19 protein-coding genes are annotated in these 20,007 nt (G+C 45.5%); 7 read left to right on the top strand and 12 right to left on the bottom strand.

Annotated features, from left to right (window positions below; all coding sequences use genetic code 11):
* Positions 1-55 precede the first annotated feature (55 nt).
* A complete protein-coding gene (locus AELLOGFF_RS08595) occupies positions 56-1,129 on the bottom strand; it encodes a 3-deoxy-7-phosphoheptulonate synthase (RefSeq protein WP_159268361.1) in 1,074 nt (357 codons plus the stop codon).
* Between the two features lie 137 nt (positions 1,130-1,266).
* Here AELLOGFF_RS08595 and AELLOGFF_RS08590 point away from each other — a divergent pair, with 137 nt between their 5' ends.
* Both AELLOGFF_RS08590 and rlmD read left to right on the top strand, forming a co-directional pair.
* Positions 1,267-1,584, top strand: a complete 318-nt coding sequence (locus tag AELLOGFF_RS08590) for a hypothetical protein (protein ID WP_159268360.1) — start codon at positions 1,267-1,269, stop codon at positions 1,582-1,584.
* Positions 1,584-2,906 carry a 23S rRNA (uracil(1939)-C(5))-methyltransferase RlmD gene (gene rlmD / locus AELLOGFF_RS08585; protein WP_159268359.1) on the top strand — a complete coding sequence of 441 codons (1,323 nt, stop codon included), beginning with the start codon at positions 1,584-1,586 and terminating at the stop codon, positions 2,904-2,906. The genes AELLOGFF_RS08590 and rlmD overlap by 1 nt, the downstream gene beginning before the upstream one ends.
* A 106-nt stretch (positions 2,907-3,012) precedes the next feature.
* Here the strand turns inward: rlmD and AELLOGFF_RS08580 are convergent, their stop codons facing one another.
* From AELLOGFF_RS08580 to gloB, 11 genes are all read right to left on the bottom strand, one after another.
* Positions 3,013-3,507, bottom strand: a complete 495-nt coding sequence (locus AELLOGFF_RS08580) for a low molecular weight protein-tyrosine-phosphatase (RefSeq protein WP_159268358.1) — start codon at positions 3,505-3,507, stop codon at positions 3,013-3,015.
* A gap of 64 nt (positions 3,508-3,571) precedes the next feature.
* Positions 3,572-4,738, bottom strand: coding sequence for a class I SAM-dependent methyltransferase (locus tag AELLOGFF_RS08575; protein ID WP_159268357.1), 1,167 nt, complete (start codon positions 4,736-4,738; stop codon positions 3,572-3,574).
* Entirely contained in the window at positions 4,739-5,632 is an 894-nt protein-coding gene (locus AELLOGFF_RS08570) for a tyrosine-protein phosphatase (protein ID WP_159268356.1), read from the bottom strand.
* Between the two features lie 40 nt (positions 5,633-5,672).
* Positions 5,673-6,770 (bottom strand): AraC family transcriptional regulator, encoded by a 1,098-nt coding sequence (locus AELLOGFF_RS08565; RefSeq protein WP_159268355.1) that lies wholly within the window; start codon positions 6,768-6,770, stop codon positions 5,673-5,675.
* Between the two features lie 155 nt (positions 6,771-6,925).
* Positions 6,926-7,912, bottom strand: a complete 987-nt coding sequence (locus tag AELLOGFF_RS08560; protein ID WP_159268354.1) for an ABC transporter ATP-binding protein — start codon at positions 7,910-7,912, stop codon at positions 6,926-6,928.
* Entirely contained in the window at positions 7,905-8,891 is a 987-nt protein-coding gene (locus tag AELLOGFF_RS08555; RefSeq protein ID WP_159268353.1) for an ABC transporter ATP-binding protein, read from the bottom strand. Before AELLOGFF_RS08555 ends, AELLOGFF_RS08560 begins: the two co-directional genes overlap by 8 nt.
* Positions 8,888-10,693, bottom strand: coding sequence for an extracellular solute-binding protein (locus tag AELLOGFF_RS08550; RefSeq protein WP_159268352.1), 1,806 nt, complete (start codon positions 10,691-10,693; stop codon positions 8,888-8,890). The genes AELLOGFF_RS08555 and AELLOGFF_RS08550 overlap by 4 nt, the downstream gene beginning before the upstream one ends.
* A gap of 8 nt (positions 10,694-10,701) precedes the next feature.
* Positions 10,702-11,748 carry an ABC transporter permease gene (locus AELLOGFF_RS08545; protein ID WP_159268351.1) on the bottom strand — a complete coding sequence of 349 codons (1,047 nt, stop codon included), beginning with the start codon at positions 11,746-11,748 and terminating at the stop codon, positions 10,702-10,704.
* A complete protein-coding gene (locus AELLOGFF_RS08540; protein ID WP_159268350.1) occupies positions 11,745-12,776 on the bottom strand; it encodes an ABC transporter permease subunit in 1,032 nt (343 codons plus the stop codon). The genes AELLOGFF_RS08545 and AELLOGFF_RS08540 overlap by 4 nt, the downstream gene beginning before the upstream one ends.
* Positions 12,777-12,830: 54 nt before the next feature.
* Positions 12,831-14,576 carry a lytic transglycosylase gene (locus AELLOGFF_RS08535; protein ID WP_159268349.1) on the bottom strand — a complete coding sequence of 582 codons (1,746 nt, stop codon included), beginning with the start codon at positions 14,574-14,576 and terminating at the stop codon, positions 12,831-12,833.
* A gap of 24 nt (positions 14,577-14,600) precedes the next feature.
* Positions 14,601-15,383, bottom strand: coding sequence for a hydroxyacylglutathione hydrolase (gloB, locus tag AELLOGFF_RS08530; protein ID WP_235035626.1), 783 nt, complete (start codon positions 15,381-15,383; stop codon positions 14,601-14,603).
* A gap of 79 nt (positions 15,384-15,462) precedes the next feature.
* Here gloB and AELLOGFF_RS08525 point away from each other — a divergent pair, with 79 nt between their 5' ends.
* The 5 genes from AELLOGFF_RS08525 (at position 15,463) to AELLOGFF_RS08505 (ending at position 19,951) form a co-directional block, all read left to right on the top strand.
* Positions 15,463-16,260, top strand: coding sequence for a class I SAM-dependent methyltransferase (locus AELLOGFF_RS08525; protein ID WP_159268348.1), 798 nt, complete (start codon positions 15,463-15,465; stop codon positions 16,258-16,260).
* Entirely contained in the window at positions 16,235-16,699 is a 465-nt protein-coding gene (gene rnhA, locus AELLOGFF_RS08520; protein ID WP_159268347.1) for a ribonuclease HI, read from the top strand. Before AELLOGFF_RS08525 ends, rnhA begins: the two co-directional genes overlap by 26 nt.
* On the top strand, positions 16,687-17,412 hold the full coding sequence (gene dnaQ / locus AELLOGFF_RS08515; RefSeq protein WP_159268346.1) for a DNA polymerase III subunit epsilon: 726 nt from the start codon (positions 16,687-16,689) through the stop codon (positions 17,410-17,412). Before rnhA ends, dnaQ begins: the two co-directional genes overlap by 13 nt.
* Positions 17,413-17,598: 186 nt before the next feature.
* On the top strand, positions 17,599-19,290 hold the full coding sequence (locus tag AELLOGFF_RS08510) for a hypothetical protein (protein WP_159268345.1): 1,692 nt from the start codon (positions 17,599-17,601) through the stop codon (positions 19,288-19,290).
* Between the two features lie 13 nt (positions 19,291-19,303).
* The gene (locus tag AELLOGFF_RS08505; RefSeq protein WP_159268344.1) at positions 19,304-19,951 is read left to right on the top strand and encodes a hypothetical protein; all 648 of its coding nucleotides are present in this window, start codon (positions 19,304-19,306) and stop codon (positions 19,949-19,951) included.
* Positions 19,952-20,007 lie beyond the last annotated feature (56 nt).

Genomic DNA, 20,007 nt, shown 5'->3' with positions numbered 1-20,007 from the left:
TATAAAAAAAGCGCCAATGGCGCTTTTTGTTTATCAAGCGTAAAGATCTGAACTGCTAGCGCTTGCGAGTTGGCAAAATGTCCTTTAGACGATCACGCATAGTGCGTAATGCCGTTTCAGTTTCTTCCCAGCCAATGCAGCCATCAGTAACCGATACACCGTAGGCTAATTCGGATAAGTCTTCAGGTATGCTTTGGTTGCCAGCATTGATATGACTTTCAACCATTAAACCGATGATTGAGGTGTTGCCCTCAAGCACTTGGTTGGTGACGTTTTCAATAACGAGCGGCTGCAACGAAGGCTGCTTATTGGAATTAGCGTGGCTGGTGTCGACCATGATGTTAAGTGGTATACCTGCTTTGTCTAATGCGGCCTCGCACAATTTTATATGTACAGAGTCATAATTAGGGCCCGTGCTTCCACCACGTAAGACAATGTGGGTGTAGGCATTGCCGCGAGTATGGATGACAGATACTTGTCCGTCGCCATTTATACCAAGAAAACGGTGGGGTTTAACCGCAGAGCCGATCGCATTAAGGGCGACGGTTAAGCCACCATCCGTACCATTTTTAAAGCCAACAGCAGAAGATAGGCCACTTGCCATTTCGCGGTGAGTTTGCGATTCGGTGGTGCGCGCGCCAATTGCAGACCACGAAATACAATCTTGTAAATACTGTGGCGAAATAGGATCTAGCGCCTCTGTCGATGTTGGTAGCCCCAGCTCGCTAATATCTAAAAGTAACTTGCGGCCAATATGTAAGCCTTCTTCTATTTTGAAGGTGTCATTTAAGTAGGGGTCGTTAATTAAGCCTTTCCAGCCTACCGTGGTGCGCGGCTTTTCAAAATAAACCCGCATAATGATCACCAAGGTGTCACTAAGCTCATCGGCCAGTGCTTTTAGACGACGAGCATAATCCATCGCTGCGTCGATATCGTGAATTGAGCAAGGCCCAACGACAACAAACATTCGGTGGTCTTTACCATCTAAAATGTTTCTAACGGTGTCACGACCTTGTGAGATTACTTCTTTAGCCGCATCGCTCATGGGTAGCGCGGCTTTCAATGCAGCTGGAGTGATAAGAATTTCCTGAGCATCAACGTTTACATTTTCAATTACAGTGTTAGACATAATACTTCCGGTTTCGGATACCTTTACATATGAATGCAATTTAGCTGTTCATTCTAACGTAAAAGTGTCGCAATTAAATATCCAGCGTGACCCTACGAGGGTAAAATACCGTTAAATTATGGGGATATTACCGAGTTATGCTGACCAAATTCCAAGATGATTGGATTCTTTCTCGTCATTCTAGACTTGGCTTACTTATTACTGTTGTTTTTTTATTGCAGGCAAGCTTAGCTTCTAACGTTACTGCACAGGGAGATAATGATTTACCCGTGGTGAAAATGTCACCTGAAATGCGGGTTGAGCACACTCAAGAACAGCTCATTGGCAAGCTGCCATGTGGAAAATTAGCAGGGGTCACTGTGCATACGCGAGCAGAGGAGCAAGCATTACGTCAGCGTAAGCAGGAGTGTCTCGCACAGTATCGCCAATTCACCCCAATAAAGGCGATTCGATAATGGCTAAACACCGTGTCATCAATACATTTAAGCCAAGTAAGAAAGTGGTGAATAAACCTAGTGCTAAGCCTGTTACGCTTGTTATCGATCGATTAGCTGACGATGCTAGAGGTGTAGCACGGCATAATGGCAAAGTGGTTTTTGTTGAGCATGCCTTACCGACAGAAACCGTCGTGGCTAAAATCTCACGAACCCATAAGCGATTCGACGAAGCGGTACTTTTAGATGTTGTTGACGCTTCCCCTCAGCGTGTTTCAGCGATTTGTGATATCTATCAGCAGTGCGGTGGTTGCCAGTTACAGCATTTAGCGTATCCGGCGCAATTAGCCCATAAGCGCCAAAGGCTAGCAGAGGCCTTGGGTGTATCTGCCTGCGATGATGTTATTAGCGGTGTGATTGAGAGCAGGCCGCGCGAATATCGCCATCGAGCGCGGTTATCGTATTCTCATGGTCGATTAGGGTTCAAAGCCAGGTCAAGTCATGACGTAGTAGAAGTAGCACAATGTCCGCTTTTAGAGGACGCAATTAATACCGCCTTGGCAGAAAACCGCGAAGCGATTGAGCGTTTTTTTGGCCAAAAGGCAAATGCAGAGTTGTTATTTAGCGCCGATAGCACGGGTCGTGTTGGGGTGCGGATTCAAAAAGAGGGATACGTAGATTTAAGCCGTAGTACTCAGTTAGCTGCAGAGCTGACTGCCCCCACTTTTTTACATAGTGTTGTTGGTAGCAAGGGCCCAGAGTGGAGCGGAGAAAATGCTGCGCTGGTATATCAAACGCTGGGCTCGCAATACTTGCAGTATCAGCCAGGCGATTTTACCCAAGTTAACACAGAGGTTAATCGACAGATATTGTCACGCTGCTTACAGTGGATGACACCACAGGCAGGTGAAAGGATTGTGGATTATTTTTGTGGCCTTGGAAACTTTAGTTTGGCCATAGCGGAAACGGGGGCAAAGGTCTGTGGGTTTGATGCCGGTGAGCAGATGATTGCGAGTGCTCAGCGGCAGGCTGAGGCGGCTGGCCTCAACATTGAGTACGCTTGTGCCGATCTTTTTGATGCTGCGGCTATCACCATCCCCTCTGGTTGCGAAAAGGTGATTCTAGACCCGCCCAGAGCTGGCGCAAAAACCTTATGCGAGCAGTTCGCTGTCACAAAAACGGTGAAGCAGATTGTTTATGTGTCTTGTGACCCTGGAACCTTACGTCGTGACTTGTTGATTTTGCGTGAAGGAGGATACCAACTTGTTGATGCGGTATTAGCGGATATGTTTCCACATACCCGACATTTGGAAAGCGCAATTTTTCTTAATCGCACAGCCTAACAGTCTAATTACTCCTAATTATTCAGGCTATCATGCATTGTAAGCACAGCAAACTCACTAGCAATAGTCTCGTTTTGCAAGCTTGGATATTATTGTAATGATGGCTTTATTTAAGCGAAGGTTTTAGCTCATGCTTATCGCAAATATAGTTTAAGAGTCCTTGTGTCGCTGTTTCAATTTGTAGGATAAGGTCGTCAAATACCTTGTCGTCACTATAATAAGGGTCTGGGATTTGACTGTTACCTGCGTGCTGGCAGTACTCCAATAGCAGCTTTAGTTCGCCAGAGTAGCCCGCTGGTGCCCAAGCGTTAATGTTAGTTAAGTTCATTCGGTCCATTGCAACCACATAATCTGCACGCTCATAGTCGTCATCGTTTATCTGTCGAGCTACCTGATTACTAATGTTGTAGCCGCGACGAGCTGCTGCGTCGATAGATCGTGGGTCGGGTGGCTTGCCAATATTGAAGGCGGCAGTTCCACAGGAGTCCACGGTGATTTCAGCGTTAAGCTCAGCTTTCTGTAGTAAAGATCGAAATGCTCCCTGTGCGGCAGGAGATCGACAAATATTGCCCAGGCAGACAAAAACGACATGAATTGACATTACGGTGCATGCTACTCATTTTACAAAGTGGTGATTAAAGTAGCACTCAATTTACGGTTCGACATCATCCGTTTTGATGGGGGTGTGAGCGCTGAGCTAACAAAACCACAAATTTAGCGTCAGATTCAATAACCTCGCAATGGCCAAATAGTTTTTTAAGTGTCACATGGTAGCCAAGGTGACGATTACCAACCACGCATAAACGACCATGTGGCGCTAAATGCTTTACGCTATCACGAAACATTGTTTGAGCAATATGATCGCCAACGTGATGATCTTGGTGAAAAGGCGGGTTGCATAAAATAAGGTCAAAATTATCGCCTTGGTAATTAGACAGGCAATCGTCAGCACTAAAACTACAAACTCGGGATGTTTCAGAAGGGGGGGGTATTGCGTTGGCAGATAAATTTGTTTGCGCAGAATCTATCGCCATGAAAGAGTCGTCAAAAAAATGGATGTCCGCGTTGGCCCATTTTCTGGCGGCATAAAGCCCTAATAAACCATTACCGCAGGCTAAATCTGCAATATTGCTCGGTGGCGTTGCGAGTTTGTCTATGCCGCGGAGCATTAAGCGACTGCCGCGATCTAATTTGTCACGCGAGAAAACGTTAGCTCGATTGCTCAAGGTGAGATTAAGCTCAGGCAGTATAATAACGTGGGTGTCATCTGTGACATTAATTGTTTTGGGTGGTGTTTGTAATTGTATTAATCGGGCCTTTTTACGGGCTAAACTGGGTTTAGCAGTGGCGAGATGTTTTGAAAACTCCTCAACGACATGGTGATCTATATGGCGCGCCATTGCAGCGCCAATGAATTGTTCTGGGTGTACTATCAGTGTGGAAATGCACTGTAGTTGATATCTTAATAACGAACGGCTTTTGGGTAGTTTATACAATATATAATCAAATCTACCCTTTGGGATCCGTGTCGACGGTATAAACGACGGTGACGGACGCTTATTTCTGGCGCAGTTTTCAATAGCAGATAATTGGCTTATGGCTGAGTCGGCCCACAGGCTGCAGTCGTAACTCGATAAAGCTGTGCTCAAGCTCCCTTGGGCGTCATTGACGATTAGTAAGCGGCAATCTGGGGCGAGTTTTAATTCGCTTAACTGCTGCAATATATAGTCATCTGCCGCGTCCCAGGCTTGCAGAGTTTCACGCCGGCGGTGAGGGCGTCGACTAAGCAATAATTCACCATAAGGGCTTTTGTATAATGCGGTGTCTGGCATTTAGAACTGACTCAGAGGTTCTAGAAGTAGTGCCTGTAAATGCAGGCGTTCGATTTGACCAATGCCTAAGGCAACCTCAATATAATTCTCAAGATTCCCATATTCTTCGTCAATCGCTGTAAAAGCCTCTCCCAAGTAATGAGCTTGCACGGTAAATAAAGTGCGAATGACCTCTTTATTAACTTGGTGCATTGTTTGTTCATGAATGAAATGCACAATGTGATTTACCCGCTCAGCGGTGTAGGTATTAGTTGCCAAATAGTCTTGTAAAATGGCCTCTTGCCGTACACCTAAAATCTGCATGAGCAAGGCTGCGGCAAGTCCGGTTCGGTCTTTACCCGCGGTACAGTGAAATGCGTGAGGGTAATTATTCTCGTTTAACAGTGTTTGTAACCACTGCTTATAAACAGGCGTAAAACGCTCAATCATCTCCCGGTTTGCTTCAATCAGAAAATGCGCAATATCGTCTGCAGTTGCATTCTCTTGTTGGAGGCGGGCGGTGATTCGCTCAATTTGAGCCGCATCAACAGCAATAGGCAGTGAATTAACTCTAATGCCGACTTGTTGGGGTAGGTTGTGCGGTGAATCACGGCATTCTTCTGTTGAGCGAAAGTCACTTATTTGGGCTATGCCTAAGTTCTGAATGAAGGTTTTATCCTCTTCCGAAAGTGATGAGAACTTATCGGCGCGATAAACCATTCCCCACCTAACTTGCCGGTTATCATGCGTTTGATAGCCACCAATATCCCTAAAATTATGCATACCATCAAAGTGCAGTTTACGTGCTAATTCACGCTGAGCGGCTGGTAATGATGCAGGAATAACTCGACTGGCAGCCGGTATTGAGTCTGGCTTTAGCGAGGGGATGGAATTTATTAAATCTATAGCATTCATATAATTAGATACAGTATCTACTGTTAAATAGAGATTGTTTTTAGGCTTTATTGATCATTATATTCGGTTGTCGGCTGGCACGGTATTCACCGGGGGTCATCCCGGTCCATTTCTTAAAAGAGCGATGGAAGGCGCTTGGCTCGTCAAAACCTAGTAGCGCTGACACCGCATTTATTTTTAATTCAGGCTGGTTTAACCAGCGTGTGGCATGTTCTTGACGGAGTTCATCTTTAAATTGTTGGTAGGTCGTGTCTAATTCATTTAAGCGCCGACGAAGTGTGCGAACTGACATATTGAGGTGCTCTGCCATAACAACGACACTGGGAAACTCATGGCTTAAATCAGGGCCGACTATTCGCTTCATTTGAGATAGCAGCGAGCTATCATCATCGTCTTGTGAAACCAACAAATGGAAGGGGGCATTGCGAAGAAATTTTTGCAGCGATTCTTCCGTGTGGATTAAAGGGCAATCTAGACAGAACTCGGCAAGCACAAATGCATTTTCTTCACAGCCAAACTGGACTTCACAAGCAAATAAATCCGTAAAGTAATCCGTTCTTTCCGGCACGTCAGCTTGAAGATGGATGGCAATTACATCCAGCGGTTTACCTATCAACCAATGACAAAAGCGACGCCATATCGCCATGGTATGCGCAACCGTGGTACTGGTAGTGTTTATATCATTGGCTGTTACTAAATCGGCGTTGTCTGGGAAGCGATAAAGCGCCGTGCCATTACCTAGGCGCTGAATAGGAAAACGATCATTATGGGACGTTGCCGTGAGGGAGCGACAAAAATTGATAAATTCGGCTGCCCGTTCCAGCGCTTGCTCCAATGTTTCACAGTGAATAATGAACAAGCAGAGCATGCGAAAGCTGCCAGCAGGTGTGCGTTGATCCAAGCCTAAACCAAAGGATTCATCTTGGAGCAGCCACATTACGCGTCGATAAATTTGGCTGTAATGGTGAGCGCCAATTAGCCCATCTAAATCTACACCAGGAGCTAGGGGGTTAACGGGTAAGTCGAGTGTGCGCAGTAGCTCCTCGCAGTCATAGCCTTGGGCTTCTGCCACCAGAAGTATATTGCGTGCATATTTAAGAGGAACACGGTCTCTATGTGATGGGTGAATATTACGCACATTAAACCTTAACGATAAATTACCGGCATTTCCTTGGTCGTCACTTCATATTTGAAGCCGCCAAGATGCTAGTAGGGGAGTTTACTCCTTATTGCCGATAAAATGGATGACAGCCTCATCTTAATTAAAGTGGGAGCTATATAGGGTGCCATTGCTTAGATTTCTTTTAACTGGAGATTTTCCCAATAATGGCAGGCGGTGGAATGTTTATCACTGTCTGCGCGCAAACTGGGTTGCGTTTTACCACAGTCTGTTTGTGCAAAGGCACAACGGGTGTGGAAGCGGCAGCCGGAAGGGGGAGCTAGTGGTGAAGGAATATCTCCACCAATGTGGCTGGACTCTTCAGCAAGACTGCCAATTTTCGGAATGGCGGCTAATAGCCCTTGAGTATAGGGGTGACGAGGTTGATGGTAAACTTGGTCGGCTTTGCCAATTTCAACGATCTGTCCCAGATACATAACGGCAATACTGTCACTCATATGCCTCACAACACCAAGGTCATGTGATATGAACAGCATGCTTAAATTGAGTTCGTTTTGGATCTCAAGCAGTAAGTTTAAGATTTGCGCTTGTACCGAAACATCTAGCGCAGAAACAGCCTCATCACAGATTAACACTTGAGGGTTTAACGCTATAGCTCTGGCAATACCAATTCTTTGGCGTTGCCCACCAGAGAACTCGTGGGGGTACTTGCTTGCAGCTGTGCTTGGAAGCCCCACTAAATCAAGTAATGTGGCCACTTTATGCCGCCGACTATTGCGATCGCCCACTTTATGAATAAGTAGCGGCTCCTCTAGTATGGCGGCAACGGTATGGCGGTTATTTAAAGACTCAAAAGGGTCTTGAAATATCATTTGTAGTGATCGCCGATATTGACGCATAGCACGGTCTGAAAGTCCTGCAATATCGCAACCTTGAAAAATCACCTTACCTGAAGTGGGTCGATGTAAATTCAATAGGGCCTTGCCTAAGCTACTTTTTCCGCAGCCAGATTCACCGACTAGGCCAAGCGTTTCGCCGGCGTGTAGCTGAAAGCTAATATCATCTACCGCCCTGACCGTAGAGTGATGACGACTAAATATCCCTCTATTTTGGGTAAAGTGGAGTTGTAAGTTTTCTACTTTAAGCACTGGGTCAGTCATTGATGAGTTCTTTCCAGCGGTGGCAGGAGACCAATGTCCCATTTATTGTCTTCTCTTGCGAGGGGGCCACGGTGTGACAAATGTCCACAACATGATGGCAGCGATTGGCAAACCGGCACCCTGGTGGCATAGCTTCTATCGCAGGTACTTGCCCCTCTAATGCAAAGAGCGGTGATTTTGGTAGATGGCTTGCGCTAGGCAAAGCCGCCATCAAACTTTTTGTGTATGGGTGACCAGGTTGGCTGAAAACTTGTTGCGCTGATCCATATTCGGAAATTTTTCCCGCGTACATCACCGCAATATGGTCGCTTACTTGGGATACTAGGGCGAGGTCATGAGTTATAAATAGCATTGCCATGCCATTTTTTTTCTGCAATTTTTTCAATAATCTGACGATTTGCGCTTGAATCGTCACATCTAAAGCGGTTGTGGGTTCATCTGCAATAAGCAAATCAGGCTCACAGGCCAGTGCCATTGCAATCATAACGCGTTGGCGCATACCGCCGGAAAGCTGATGTGGGTAGGCCGCTAGACGCTCTTCTGGGGCAGGAATGCCAACCTCTTTTAGCAATGTGAGGGCGCGGTCATGGTGATTGATTCGAGATTGTTTAGGGAAATGAATTCGTAAAACTTCAATAATTTGTTGCGCAACGGTCTGTACCGGATTTAAGGCCGTCATCGGATCTTGGAAAATAACGGCAATATTTTTCCCGCGTATTTGCCTTAAACGACTGCCAGAGACGGTACGTAAATCTTCTTCTTTAAATCGCACTGCACCTTTACTTATCATCGCCTGTGGCTTTGGTAGTAAATCTAAAACTGCCATGGCGGTTAGACTTTTCCCACAACCAGACTCACCCACTAAACCCAGAGTCTGGCCGGCCTGAATATCAAATGACACCGAATTGACGAGTTCACGAGGAACGCCGTCATCGCCACATATGGATACAGATAAGTTTTGAACTGACAGTAAACTCATGGCGTGCCCCATGTTTCATCAAGAATCATGAGTTTTGGTAGCGCTTTGTTATCTGATTTTGCATCTAAGGTTGTCTGCTGTAGCTTGTTGTCGATCCAGAATAGGCCGCCACTGCCACCCAGTGGGTCAAATAATGAATCACTGGTTCTTGTGCCGTAGTTGGCGGGAAGTTTTATCCATCGCCAAAATGCTTCTCGGGTATAGGGGACTTTAAACGTAGGAATAAATGATCCTTGGTCGTGAACCATTTGTTCCAGTTCGTGAGCAAGCTTTATTCTGGTGTCTTTTTCAGTCGCCGTCCGGTACGCCATGATTTTACTGTCTAAGTCTTTATTATCCGTATTGGTAACATTGTTTGTTTGCGCTTTGTGAGCGTTATCAGAATGGTAGAACTCCCAATAGCGAGGCGATAGCCCGCCGCCACTCCAGCCCATCCAAGCTGCCTGATGTTTGTTTTCCATAATTTGTTTGAAGGCAGCGGAGGCGTCTAATAATTGTAACTGAAAGTCGATACCTGCCTTGCGGGCCTCTTGAGCCAAAATAACCAATCGGTCATTGTGACCACTATTGTAGTAGGTGATTCGAATGCTGAGCGCAGTGCCGTCTTTTACCCGAATACCATCGCTACCGCGTTCACTCCAACCTGCTTTATTTAGATAATCATCCGCTTTTTTTAAATCAAACTCTCGAGCCCGAATCGTGGTATTGGTGTAATCGCCATAACCATCGTGAGCGGTTTGTAAACGTTCATAATCACCATGTAATACGGTATTGATGACTTTATCGACATGCAGGGCGTGGGCTATCGCGTAGCGTACATTTTTGTCGTTTAAGGGTGCAGCATCTTCATTAAGGAATAGGCCGCTAATAGGCTGGGGAACATCGTTGTAAAATTTGATTTTACCGACATAGCCCTTTTCATAAATTTCACCTTGGGCTTTTTTATGCCAAAAACGGGGCATTAATAAGGGAAAGGTATCCAGTTCTCCTTTCCGGAAATATTGGTAGGCAATATTTAAGTCGCGAATGAGCTTAACGCGGATATGGTCAGGGTTATATCGATATTTAAAGTAGCGCTTATCATTAGCCCACCACTGTTTTTTACGAGTAAATTCAACGAACTTACCTTTGCGTATTTCACTAATAAGGTAGGGTCCCGTATTTGGTTCGATACGCCAGTTATAGTCGCGGACCCAGTTTTCATCGAGCTTATGAAAGTGTGATGGTACGGGTGACACGCTGTATTCAAATAACATCTCATCTTCTGGCTTTGGTGTCGCGCCCTCAATTCCGATGGTGTGATCATCATATTTGACCAATGCCGTAATAATTTCGCTGAAGTAGTTGTTATACCAAGGCGCAAGAATATATTTAGAGCGCATAAAATCTAAGCCAAAAACATAATCATCGGCGGTCACCGGTCTGCCATCAGACCAGCGCGCATCGGGGTCTAAGCGAAAATAAATACTATGGCCATCACTGCCAAACGCCCAATGGGTGGCAAGCTCGGGAATCGGTTTTAAAGTGTTTGGGTGGATGCCCACCAAACTCAGATTATTAGCCCGCATATAGGATGCAAAACTGCCATTAGAATCCGGCCCAACAAGGCGTAGTGTTAGCGGAAAGGTGGTAACAAACTGTCTAAAACGCCCGCCGCGTTCTGCATTTGGGTCAGCAAAAATGGGGTCACTATTGTTTGTTTGCCATACCAGATCTTTGGGTAGTTCTTTAGGAAGAGCGGCGGCTCCAATGCTATTGAGCGCAAGGAAAATAAGCGATGTAAGAATTAATAAATTACGCATAAATAGACTTATTCATAAAAGCTGAATTTTCGTGGGTCGTAGGCATCACGGATTGCTTCACCAATATACGCAACTAGCATAAGAATCAAGGTCATAGCGGTGACAACAGAGCCAACTAACCAAAGAGATTCTAAATTTTCGGTTCCTTGTTTAAGCAACTCACCCCAGCTAGAAGTGGGCGCCGGTAGGCCAAACCCTAAATAATCTAAGGCGGTGAGGGATGTGATGCCAGAAGCGACAGAAAAGGGGACAAAGGTCACTAAGGTAGACACACTGTTTGGGAGTATGTGTCTGAACACAATCCGCGAACTTGAAGCGCCCAATGCTCTTGCCGCCATGACGTAATCTCTAGCTACTTCTTTGTAAGTCGCGGTCCGCATATACCAAGTCATACTGGTCCAACCAAAGAAGGCCATGATGAGTAACAGAGTCCAGAATCCGGGTGTAATCACAGACGCGACAATCATGATGACATACAGAAATGGAATATTTGACCATATCTCAATGATCCGCTGAAAAATCAAATCAAAGGCGCCGCCCCAAAAGCCCATCATGCAACCAATGGCCACTCCCACCGCGTAATTAAAGACCAGTAGGAGTATCGAAAATGTGATTGCCGTTCTAAACCCATAAAGTAGTCGCGCAGCAACATCACGGCCACTCGTGTCGGTGCCTAAGTAGTGACGAGTCGTTAGCGATGGAGCATGTGGGGGGAAATCACCTGCAATTAAATCCGTTTCAAGTGGGCTAAAGGGAATCGGGGGCATGAGTACCCAGTTGCCGTTGTCGCCGGTGATACTGCTTTGGAGATCACGGTAATTCACTTCGTAACCATAGTCTAAACCGAAGTCTTCTCCGGTAAGGACATCGCCGTAAATAGGGAAGTGCCATTTGCCTTCATAAATAACAAGAAGTGCGCGGTTATTAGCAATCAGTTCAGCGCCAAAACTACAGAGTGTTAAAACCAACAAAATCCAGGCTGAATAATAACCTCGGCGTGATTGACGAAATCGTTGCCAGCGTTTCTGGGCGACCGGGTTTTTAAACAAGTTCACGCATCACCTCTTTCACCAAAGCGAATACGCGGATCAACAAGGGCAACACAGATGTCGGAGAGGATGTTTCCAATCAAATACAATAATGATGAAATGACTAATATACCCATAACAATAGGATAATCACGCTCAATAATTGCCTCATAACCTAGTAAGCCAATCCCGTCGATATTGAAAATGGTCTCAATTAAAAATGAGCCACCAAGTAATAAGGAAATATTATTGCCAAAAGAGGTTGCGACCGGGATTAAACTATTACGAAGCGCATGATTGCGGACACCCTTACCTCGACTTAAGCCTTTGGCGCTGGCGGTACGCATATAATCGGCGGATAAATTATCCATAAGCGCATTTTTCATCATTAGCGTTGTCACCGCAAAACTGCCCGCAAGATACGCAATCAGCGGTAGCACAGAATGGTTAAAAATATCTGTGACTTTGCCCCATGAGCTGAGTTCATCGAAGTTGTCGCTCATAAAGCCACCAAGCGGGAAAATATCCCAATAACCTGCGAAGAGTGATATTAGTGCAATACCGATAACGTAGCTGGGTAGGGCATAACCTAAGAACACCAAGGCTGATGACCAACTGTCTAGTGTACTTCCGTGATACATCCCTTTGGCTAGGCCTAAGGGAATACACACTGCGTAGGTGAGGATGAGGGTGGTGACGCCATAGAAAATCGAGATAGGGAAGCGTTCTTTAATGATTTGCCACACAGGGTCTTGATAGCGCGTGGATAGGCCAAGGTTAAATTGCACCACCTTTTTTAACCAGATCACATAGCTGGTTAGCATAGGTTTATCAAAACCGTAATAGCGTTGCAGCTCTGCCATTTGTTCGTCCGATAGCGTGCCGCCGCCTTGGCTACGATGCAAACTCCCTGCTTCGCCACCCAACTGAATTTGCGTCATAAGCCGCTCAATGGGGCCACCGGGGACAACACGAGTAATTGCAAAAACCAGCAAGGTTATGCCAATAAACGTTGGCACAATGAGTAAGAAGCGGCGAACAAAATAGCCTGTCATAAACGCGGTATAAACCTAAACAAAACAGTGAGGCTATACTATATTAAAACGCCGTTAAAGATCAGCGTGTGTAATATCCACGTATAGCGTTAGAGATTGTCCTGGACGAAGGTACTGGCTCGTTTTGATCGCGTTCCATTCAACAATATCACGTATGCGCAAATTAAAGCGGCTGGCGATAAGTGATAAAGAGTCGCCACTTCTTACTTTGTAACCGACTTTGCGGATAATACCGCGATCAGATTGCTGAGGGGCCTTGCCCCACACGACGAGTTTTTGTCCAGGCTTAATAATTGAGCTAGCGTTTAGCTTGTTCCACGCAAAGATCTGCTTGCTGCTAACACCATATTTCTTGGCAATGGCGCTAACAGTATCACCACTGGTGACTTTGTACTCAATCCGGGAGGCTTCGGTTGAGGCAAGCCCACGGTTCAAGTCTTTAAGTGGCGAAACGCCATTGCCAGCATCAGGTATCAGTAATACTTGCCCCACTTGCAATACATCGTTCTCGAGCTGATTACTTGATCTGAGGGTGGAGACGTCTACGTGATGACGTTTTGCAATGGTAACCAGATTGTCCCCACGTTGTATTTTGTATTTTTGCCAGCGAACTCGGTCTCGCACTGGGATCTTGCTTAGGCGCGATACGAACGTACGTGCTTTTGTCCTTGGTATAAGCAGCCTATGCGGTCCCTCTGGCGCAGTAACCCAGCGATTAAAACCAGGGTTTAATCGGTATAGTTCATCAACACTAATGTCAGCTAATTTAGCGGCTTGTGCTAGGTCAAGCTGGCTGCCAATGTTCACAGCACTAAAGTGAGGTTTGTTTGGGACTGAGGGTAGGGTGACATTATAAGACGCTGGATTTTTAAAGATATTGACCAGTGCCAACATTTTGGGAATGTAATTGCGGGTTTCTTTTGGAAGTTTTAGTGACCAAAAATCTGTTGCTAGACCTTTTTTTCGATTTTTATTGATTGCTTTGTTAACCGTGCCGGCGCCGGCATTGTAGGCGGCGAGAGTTAACAACCAATCGCCATCAAAGCGTCTATTTAAATCTGTCAGGTAATCAAGAGCTGAATTTGTGGCCACAATGACGTCACGGCGTCCGTCGTACCACCAATTTTGCTCTATCCCTAAATGTTTGGCGGTGTTAGGCACAAATTGCCATAACCCTGATGCGCGGCCATGAGAATAGGCAAACGGGTCATAGGCGCTTTCAACAAAGGGTAGGAGTGCTAAGTCTGCGGGTAAGCCCCGCCTTTCAATATTGTCTAATATATAGTGGAGGTAACGTGCGGCGCGTTTACTCACGGTTGTTAGATAGTAAGAGTGCTCCGCATACCATTCTTCGCGTTCCTCAACAGAAGCTTTTTCTCCTAATTCGGAAAACTCCAGCTTTGACGCGAGGAGAGGCCAAATTTCTTCGTATGTAGCGATGGTGTCTTCTGTAGCGATGGTGTCTTCGAATACAGTCTGGTTTTCGGCTTGAGATTGCTCAGAGATGCTTTTTTCAGTTTTGGTGACATTATGGCTGAGCTTTTTGGCACTCGGTTGAGGTGATTGAGAACGGCGAAAACCTTCAAGGGTATCGGTTGATGGGTTGCTAGCACTCTGGCGTGTGACTACCTGTTGGTATTTACATAACCTAGCATTTCGGTTTTCAATTCGCTCACAATACTGTTGATCTTTTTGATAACGGCTAGCTCGTTGTTGCGATGTTTGGGCACAGGCAGCTAACAGAGTTACAACTACTGCACCAAAAACCAACCTATTGATGTAAGGGATGTTACTTATCATTACAAAATAAATTCTTTAAAAAAATCAAAAGTCATCCTTCCATTTACGTAGACCGGCAAAAATATCCTTTTGATTCCGGTGCTTAAGGCCAGTATGTGTCGCAACGCTGTGTTCCACAGTAGAATATTCTGTTCTTAAAAACGGATTTGTTAGCAATTCTAGTGCCATTTGAGAGGGAACCGTAGGCAAATTTGCTTCTCTGGTAGATTTTGCCGAAGCTATTCTTGCCTGCAAATCTTGGTTTTGTGGCTCAACCGCCAAGGCAAATTTCAAATTACTAAGCGTGTATTCATGGGCACAATAAATATTGGTGTCTGCTGGTAGTGCTTGAATTAGCTGTAAGGAGTTCAGCATTTGCTCCGGGGTTCCCTCGAAGAGTCGCCCACAACCGCCTGCAAACAGCGTATCCCCACAGAATAATACGGGGGTTGAGTTAGAGTCAGCGTGGAAATATGCAATATGATCTAGAGTATGACCAGGTACAGCGAGCACTGTAAAAGTGTGACCGAGTAGCGTTAGCGAGTCGTTATGCTTAAGCCTGTGATTTATGCTTTCACATTGATTTTGTGGACCGTAGACAGGAGTATTCGGGTATTCTTTAAGAAGCAACTCTATGCCACCGACATGGTCAAAATGGTGGTGTGTAATTATGATGGCAGAAAGGCTTAACCCCGTTTCCTTTAAATGCTCTAATACTGGCGCAGCATCACCCGGATCGACAATAACAGCTTGTCTATCTCGGGCAACACACCAAATATAGTTGTCGCTAAATGCATAAATAGGCGATATTGATAGCATAATTGTCATTTAAATGTCGGATGCGCAGGATAAACATTCGTGTACCCTGCTGCAAGTAATGTAGTGAAGTAAGCTCGGGAGCTATTATATGGCACATTGGCGCACTCAGCACTCTCCAGACGTTCTTTTACCGGCGCTAAGGCAATGGTTTCAAGGGCCAATAGGGCGTACGGTATTGGCAGAAGAACGACCTTTAATTACCGAAGCGATCAGTGATGCGTCTACAGCGAAATATAATTTATTAAATTTAAGTGTTATCCCTGAACGCTGCCCAATTGCGAGTAATGTATTTCAGCGGCAGTTTTGTCTTGGCGGTATGCAGCATTATGGTTTGAGTCAAGTGCTCGATGTTGTGTGCGATTTTGAGCATTTACCCGTTGCCAATGAATCTCAAGATATTGTGGTTCTTCATCACCTTCTTGAATTTGTCGACAACCCCCACAAAGTTTTACGTGAAGTAGAGCGGGTCATTGTGCCTCATGGTAAAGTGGTGATCTGCGGGATAAATCCACACTCCTTACTTGGTTTGCGAGGTTTACTTGGGCGCCTTAGACGCAGCCCAATGTGGCAAAATCACCGACTACCGATTCACCGCTTGCAAGATTGGCTTTCATTACTTGGCTTTGATGTCAGTGATGTTGAATATGGTTTTCATCGCCTGCCATTGAGTAATCCAAATTACTTTATGAGTCATAAGCCAGTCTCTAAAAATGTCCCCATGGGTGGTGTTTTTATTCTTAGCGCGACAAAATACCGCGCTCCGTTAACCCCGTCGGCACATCAAGTAGCACGGCGGGCCAAAATACTTCGTCATCCTGCGATGGCGGGTGCCACTAGAACGATAAAATCACGAGCTGATAATGAGCAACACCCAAGAAAAAGTTGAAATTTTTACTGATGGCGCCTGTCGAGGTAATCCAGGCCCTGGCGGCTGGGGAGCCTTGATGCGCTATCAGGGTAAGGAAAAAAGTCTGTTTGGTGGTGAGCCCGCTACAACCAATAATCGTATGGAACTTTTAGCCGCTATCGAAGCATTGCGAGCATTGACGCGTCCCTGTGATGTGGTTTTAACGACGGATTCCCAATATGTTCGCCAAGGGATTACCGAGTGGATGACAAATTGGAAAAAGCGGGGTTGGAAAACGGCGGCAAAGAAGCCAGTAAAAAATGCTGACTTATGGCAGCAGTTAGATGCCGCAACACAGGGACACAGCATTGATTGGCGCTGGGTTAAAGGGCATAGCGGACACAGAGAGAATGAAATCGCGGATACGTTGGCTAATCGCGGTATAGATGAATTAGGGGCTAAAAAATGCGGCAGATAGTACTAGACACTGAAACTACAGGCCTTGAGCATGCTTCGGGACACCGCATAATCGAAATCGGCTGTGTTGAGTTAGTCAACCGCAGGCTAACTGGTCGTCATTATCATCAATATATAAACCCTGAGCGAGAAGTTGAAGCGGGGGCCATTGAAATACACGGCATCACCAATGAGATGCTCAAAGACAAGCCGACATTTGCGCAAATAGCTGATGAATTCTTTGAGTTTATTCAGGGCGCTGAGCTGATTATTCATAACGCGCCCTTTGATGTTGGCTTTATTGATGCTGAGTTTTCTCTATTAGGCCGCAAGATCCCCAAAGTTAGTACAATTTGCGGGGTTGTTGACACTCTGATCATGGCGAGGCAAAAGCACCCTGGGCAACGTAATAGCCTAGATGCCTTGTGTCAGCGCTACTATGTTGATAATTCACAGCGAGATTTGCACGGTGCACTGCTAGATGCTGAAATTCTAGCTGACGTTTATCTCATGATGACGGGTGGCCAAACTGCACTTGCTCTTGCTGGTGATGATGGCTCTCAACAAAGTGAAGGTGGTGCCGCCAGCGGTCATCGACGCTTGGACGAAGTTCCCCGTCGACTTCGGGTTATCTCCGCTAATGAAGAAGAGCTGGCCCTGCATCAAAAGCAGTTGGCAGAGGTGGATAAAGGCAGTGGTGGAAATTGTATTTGGCAGCGTGGCCAAGAATCTTAATTGCTTGAAATAATGGCTTCAAAACCCCTCTTATTAAAAGGCCTCTGGCGTGTATCATCATGTAATAATGCTGTGCATCACATCTATTTAGTGCTAAATAGTCTATAAATAACCGTTAGTTAAGCGCTAAAGCTAAATTTGCTGGCAAGACTGGGCCGGTCATGAGGGTATTGTGTGGGACTGAAAGTGGAAATAAACACTAGTTCGTATGCCATGGTGGCAGACGAGCTAGCTAAGACCTTGCAAGAGGCTACCAATGTTTTCGAGACGTTTTTGTCTGAGCGACATGAGCTTGTTCTTCTTGAACAATGTGAAGCGAATCTACGTCAAATTGGTGGGACTTTACGTTTATTGCAAATCCCTGGTGCAGCCCTATTAGCCGATGAGATGAGAATACTCTGCGGCGTTATTCTGAAAAGTGTTTCAGCCGTTCCAGAGGGGCAGTTGAATGCGCTTAGCACGGCTTTTTTTGTGCTACCTCGATATTTAGAGTTCGTGCAGACTCGGCAATCAGATATCCCCCAGCTTGCTATTTCTCATGTTAATGAATTGCGTACCGCCCATCAGCAACTTCTGATTCCAGATAGTTATTTTTCAATCGTTGATGATAGCTTGTTCAGCCGCGATTCCAGTTTAAAACTGAAATCCAAGTTATCCAACGATATCGACATTAGCCAAAATCTAAAACGCATTAATCAGTTGTATCAAAGTGGCTTACTGGGATTGCTTCGAGATGCCCACAATCCAATGCAGCTCACGATTATGTCACGCGCAGTGCGGCGGTTAAGAAACTGCATCGAGCCTGGGCCTCAGCAGCGATTTTGGCTGTTGGCAGATGCGGTTTTAGATGCGTTTGTGAACGATGGTCTAGAACTAAACCCACATCGTAAGCGAATTTTGGCGGGCTTAGAGGGACAAATTCGTGCGCGCATTAAAAACCGCACCGCGCTTAATGACGTACTAGAGCGTGAATTAGTTTTTCTCCTTACCGTCAGTGCTTATCGTGAGGGTTCGGTTGGAAAAGTACTAAAGGTTGCAAACATTAAGGCTGCACAAATAAATGATGATCAATTAAGAAGTCTTCGTGGGATCATGCTGGGTTTGAGTTACGACACGGTATCGTCGGTGATTAATGAGCTTCGTACCGAATTACGCCATGCCAAAGATGTACTTGAATTGTTAGCGCAGCATCAGCGAAGTGACAGTGACGAACTTTTGCCGCTCACTGCGGTATTAAAGCAGAGCGCAGATATATTAAGTATCTTAAATCTTCCTGCGCTTGCTTCGACATTAAATGAACATGCGGATGCTCTTAATAATCTAATTGGTAGTGATTTAGCTAATGAGCGAGCTCGTTTAGAAGATCTAGCTGAAACCTTATTGTTTATTGATGGTAGTTTGGCACAAATAGATCGCCGTAAATTGAATTATGAAGACCTTGGTGAAATTTCCCTAGAGCGTCGCGATGAAATAAGCGCAGATAATCAGGTAAGCGAAGCGCGGAGCATCGTTATTGAAGAGTCAAAAGCCGCTATTGGTTTAGTCAAACGCGCAATATCAGCTTATATAGACTCTGGTTTTGACAGCACTCATCTCGCAAACTTACCTCAGTTGCTCAACTCTGTGCGTGGTGCTTTTCAGATGATTGGTGCCACTAAATTACCTGAAGTGACTTTGGGGGCCACTGAGTTTATGTCGCGATTCATCGCTCGCAATGCTGTCAATCCGGCAGCAGATGTGCAGGCTTTAGAGACCCTAGCCGATGCCATGATCAGTATTGAGTATTACCTCAATGAGTTAAGTCGACGTCATATTGCCGATGAGCGCATTTTGCATGTGGCAGAAGATAGTGTTGCAAGTCTGCAGGCAGTAAATTAAGAGAATGAGCGGAATGATCTCGTTAGACCAAATAATGCTTATCATCACTGGCGCCGGTTTATTGATGTGTCTTTTGGCGCTATTGAGACTTAGAGGACACATTCTAAGCGGTCTCATAGCGGTGGTACTTTCATTTAGTTTTACCGGCTTAGCGCTTGTGGTTAGCAAGGATGTGTATAGCTATCGACATTTGGCTGAAGAGCAGCTGGTCGCTAGAGTGTTTGTTTCAGGTAAAGGTGATCAGCAATATTTGGTCAGTATTGATACCGTTGATGAAAAACCATTACAGACCTTTATGGTAATGGGGGATCAATGGCAGTTAGATAGCAGAGTGATTCGCTGGACACTTCCTGTGGCCCGTTTAGGCTTCAATAATCTCTACCGTTTAGAACGGCTATCGGGGCGTTACCAAAGTATAGAAGAAGAGCGCAGCATGGCCCGCACCATATACCTCATCAATCTTTCTGAACCGCTAGATCTATGGTTGTGGTTACAAAATAATGACCTTATGAAACGGTGGGTTGAAGTGGATTACGGGAATGCCGTTTTTGCGCCGATGGTAGATGGCGCTCAGTTTAATGTTTATATCGGCCGTAGCGGCCTGTTTATTCAGGCGGCAAATCCAATTGGTGTCAAGGCTCTAGGTAACTGGTCAACTTGACTTGTAAGGTATTCACATACCAATATGTGGCACTTTTAACATCTCTAGGAGTATGT

The sequence above is a fragment of the Zhongshania aliphaticivorans genome (genome assembly GCF_902705875.1).
Lineage (GTDB): Bacteria > Pseudomonadota > Gammaproteobacteria > Pseudomonadales > Spongiibacteraceae > Spongiibacter > Spongiibacter aliphaticivorans_A.
This window is presented reverse-complemented; position numbering and strand designations above follow the sequence as displayed.

Coding starts and splice junctions, on each gene's coding strand:
- AELLOGFF_RS08595 (WP_159268361.1), bottom strand. CDS start 1,129: ATGTCTAACACTGTAATTGAAAATGTAAACGTTGATGCTCAGGAAATT.
- AELLOGFF_RS08590 (WP_159268360.1), top strand. CDS start 1,267: ATGCTGACCAAATTCCAAGATGATTGGATTCTTTCTCGTCATTCTAGA.
- rlmD (WP_159268359.1), top strand. CDS start 1,584: ATGGCTAAACACCGTGTCATCAATACATTTAAGCCAAGTAAGAAAGTG.
- AELLOGFF_RS08580 (WP_159268358.1), bottom strand. CDS start 3,507: ATGTCAATTCATGTCGTTTTTGTCTGCCTGGGCAATATTTGTCGATCT.
- AELLOGFF_RS08575 (WP_159268357.1), bottom strand. CDS start 4,738: ATGCCAGACACCGCATTATACAAAAGCCCTTATGGTGAATTATTGCTT.
- AELLOGFF_RS08570 (WP_159268356.1), bottom strand. CDS start 5,632: ATGAATGCTATAGATTTAATAAATTCCATCCCCTCGCTAAAGCCAGAC.
- AELLOGFF_RS08560 (WP_159268354.1), bottom strand. CDS start 7,912: ATGACTGACCCAGTGCTTAAAGTAGAAAACTTACAACTCCACTTTACC.
- AELLOGFF_RS08555 (WP_159268353.1), bottom strand. CDS start 8,891: ATGAGTTTACTGTCAGTTCAAAACTTATCTGTATCCATATGTGGCGAT.
- AELLOGFF_RS08550 (WP_159268352.1), bottom strand. CDS start 10,693: ATGCGTAATTTATTAATTCTTACATCGCTTATTTTCCTTGCGCTCAAT.
- AELLOGFF_RS08540 (WP_159268350.1), bottom strand. CDS start 12,776: ATGACAGGCTATTTTGTTCGCCGCTTCTTACTCATTGTGCCAACGTTT.
- AELLOGFF_RS08535 (WP_159268349.1), bottom strand. CDS start 14,576: ATGATAAGTAACATCCCTTACATCAATAGGTTGGTTTTTGGTGCAGTA.
- gloB (WP_235035626.1), bottom strand. CDS start 15,383: ATGACAATTATGCTATCAATATCGCCTATTTATGCATTTAGCGACAAC.
- AELLOGFF_RS08525 (WP_159268348.1), top strand. CDS start 15,463: ATGGCACATTGGCGCACTCAGCACTCTCCAGACGTTCTTTTACCGGCG.
- rnhA (WP_159268347.1), top strand. CDS start 16,235: ATGAGCAACACCCAAGAAAAAGTTGAAATTTTTACTGATGGCGCCTGT.
- dnaQ (WP_159268346.1), top strand. CDS start 16,687: ATGCGGCAGATAGTACTAGACACTGAAACTACAGGCCTTGAGCATGCT.
- AELLOGFF_RS08505 (WP_159268344.1), top strand. CDS start 19,304: ATGATCTCGTTAGACCAAATAATGCTTATCATCACTGGCGCCGGTTTA.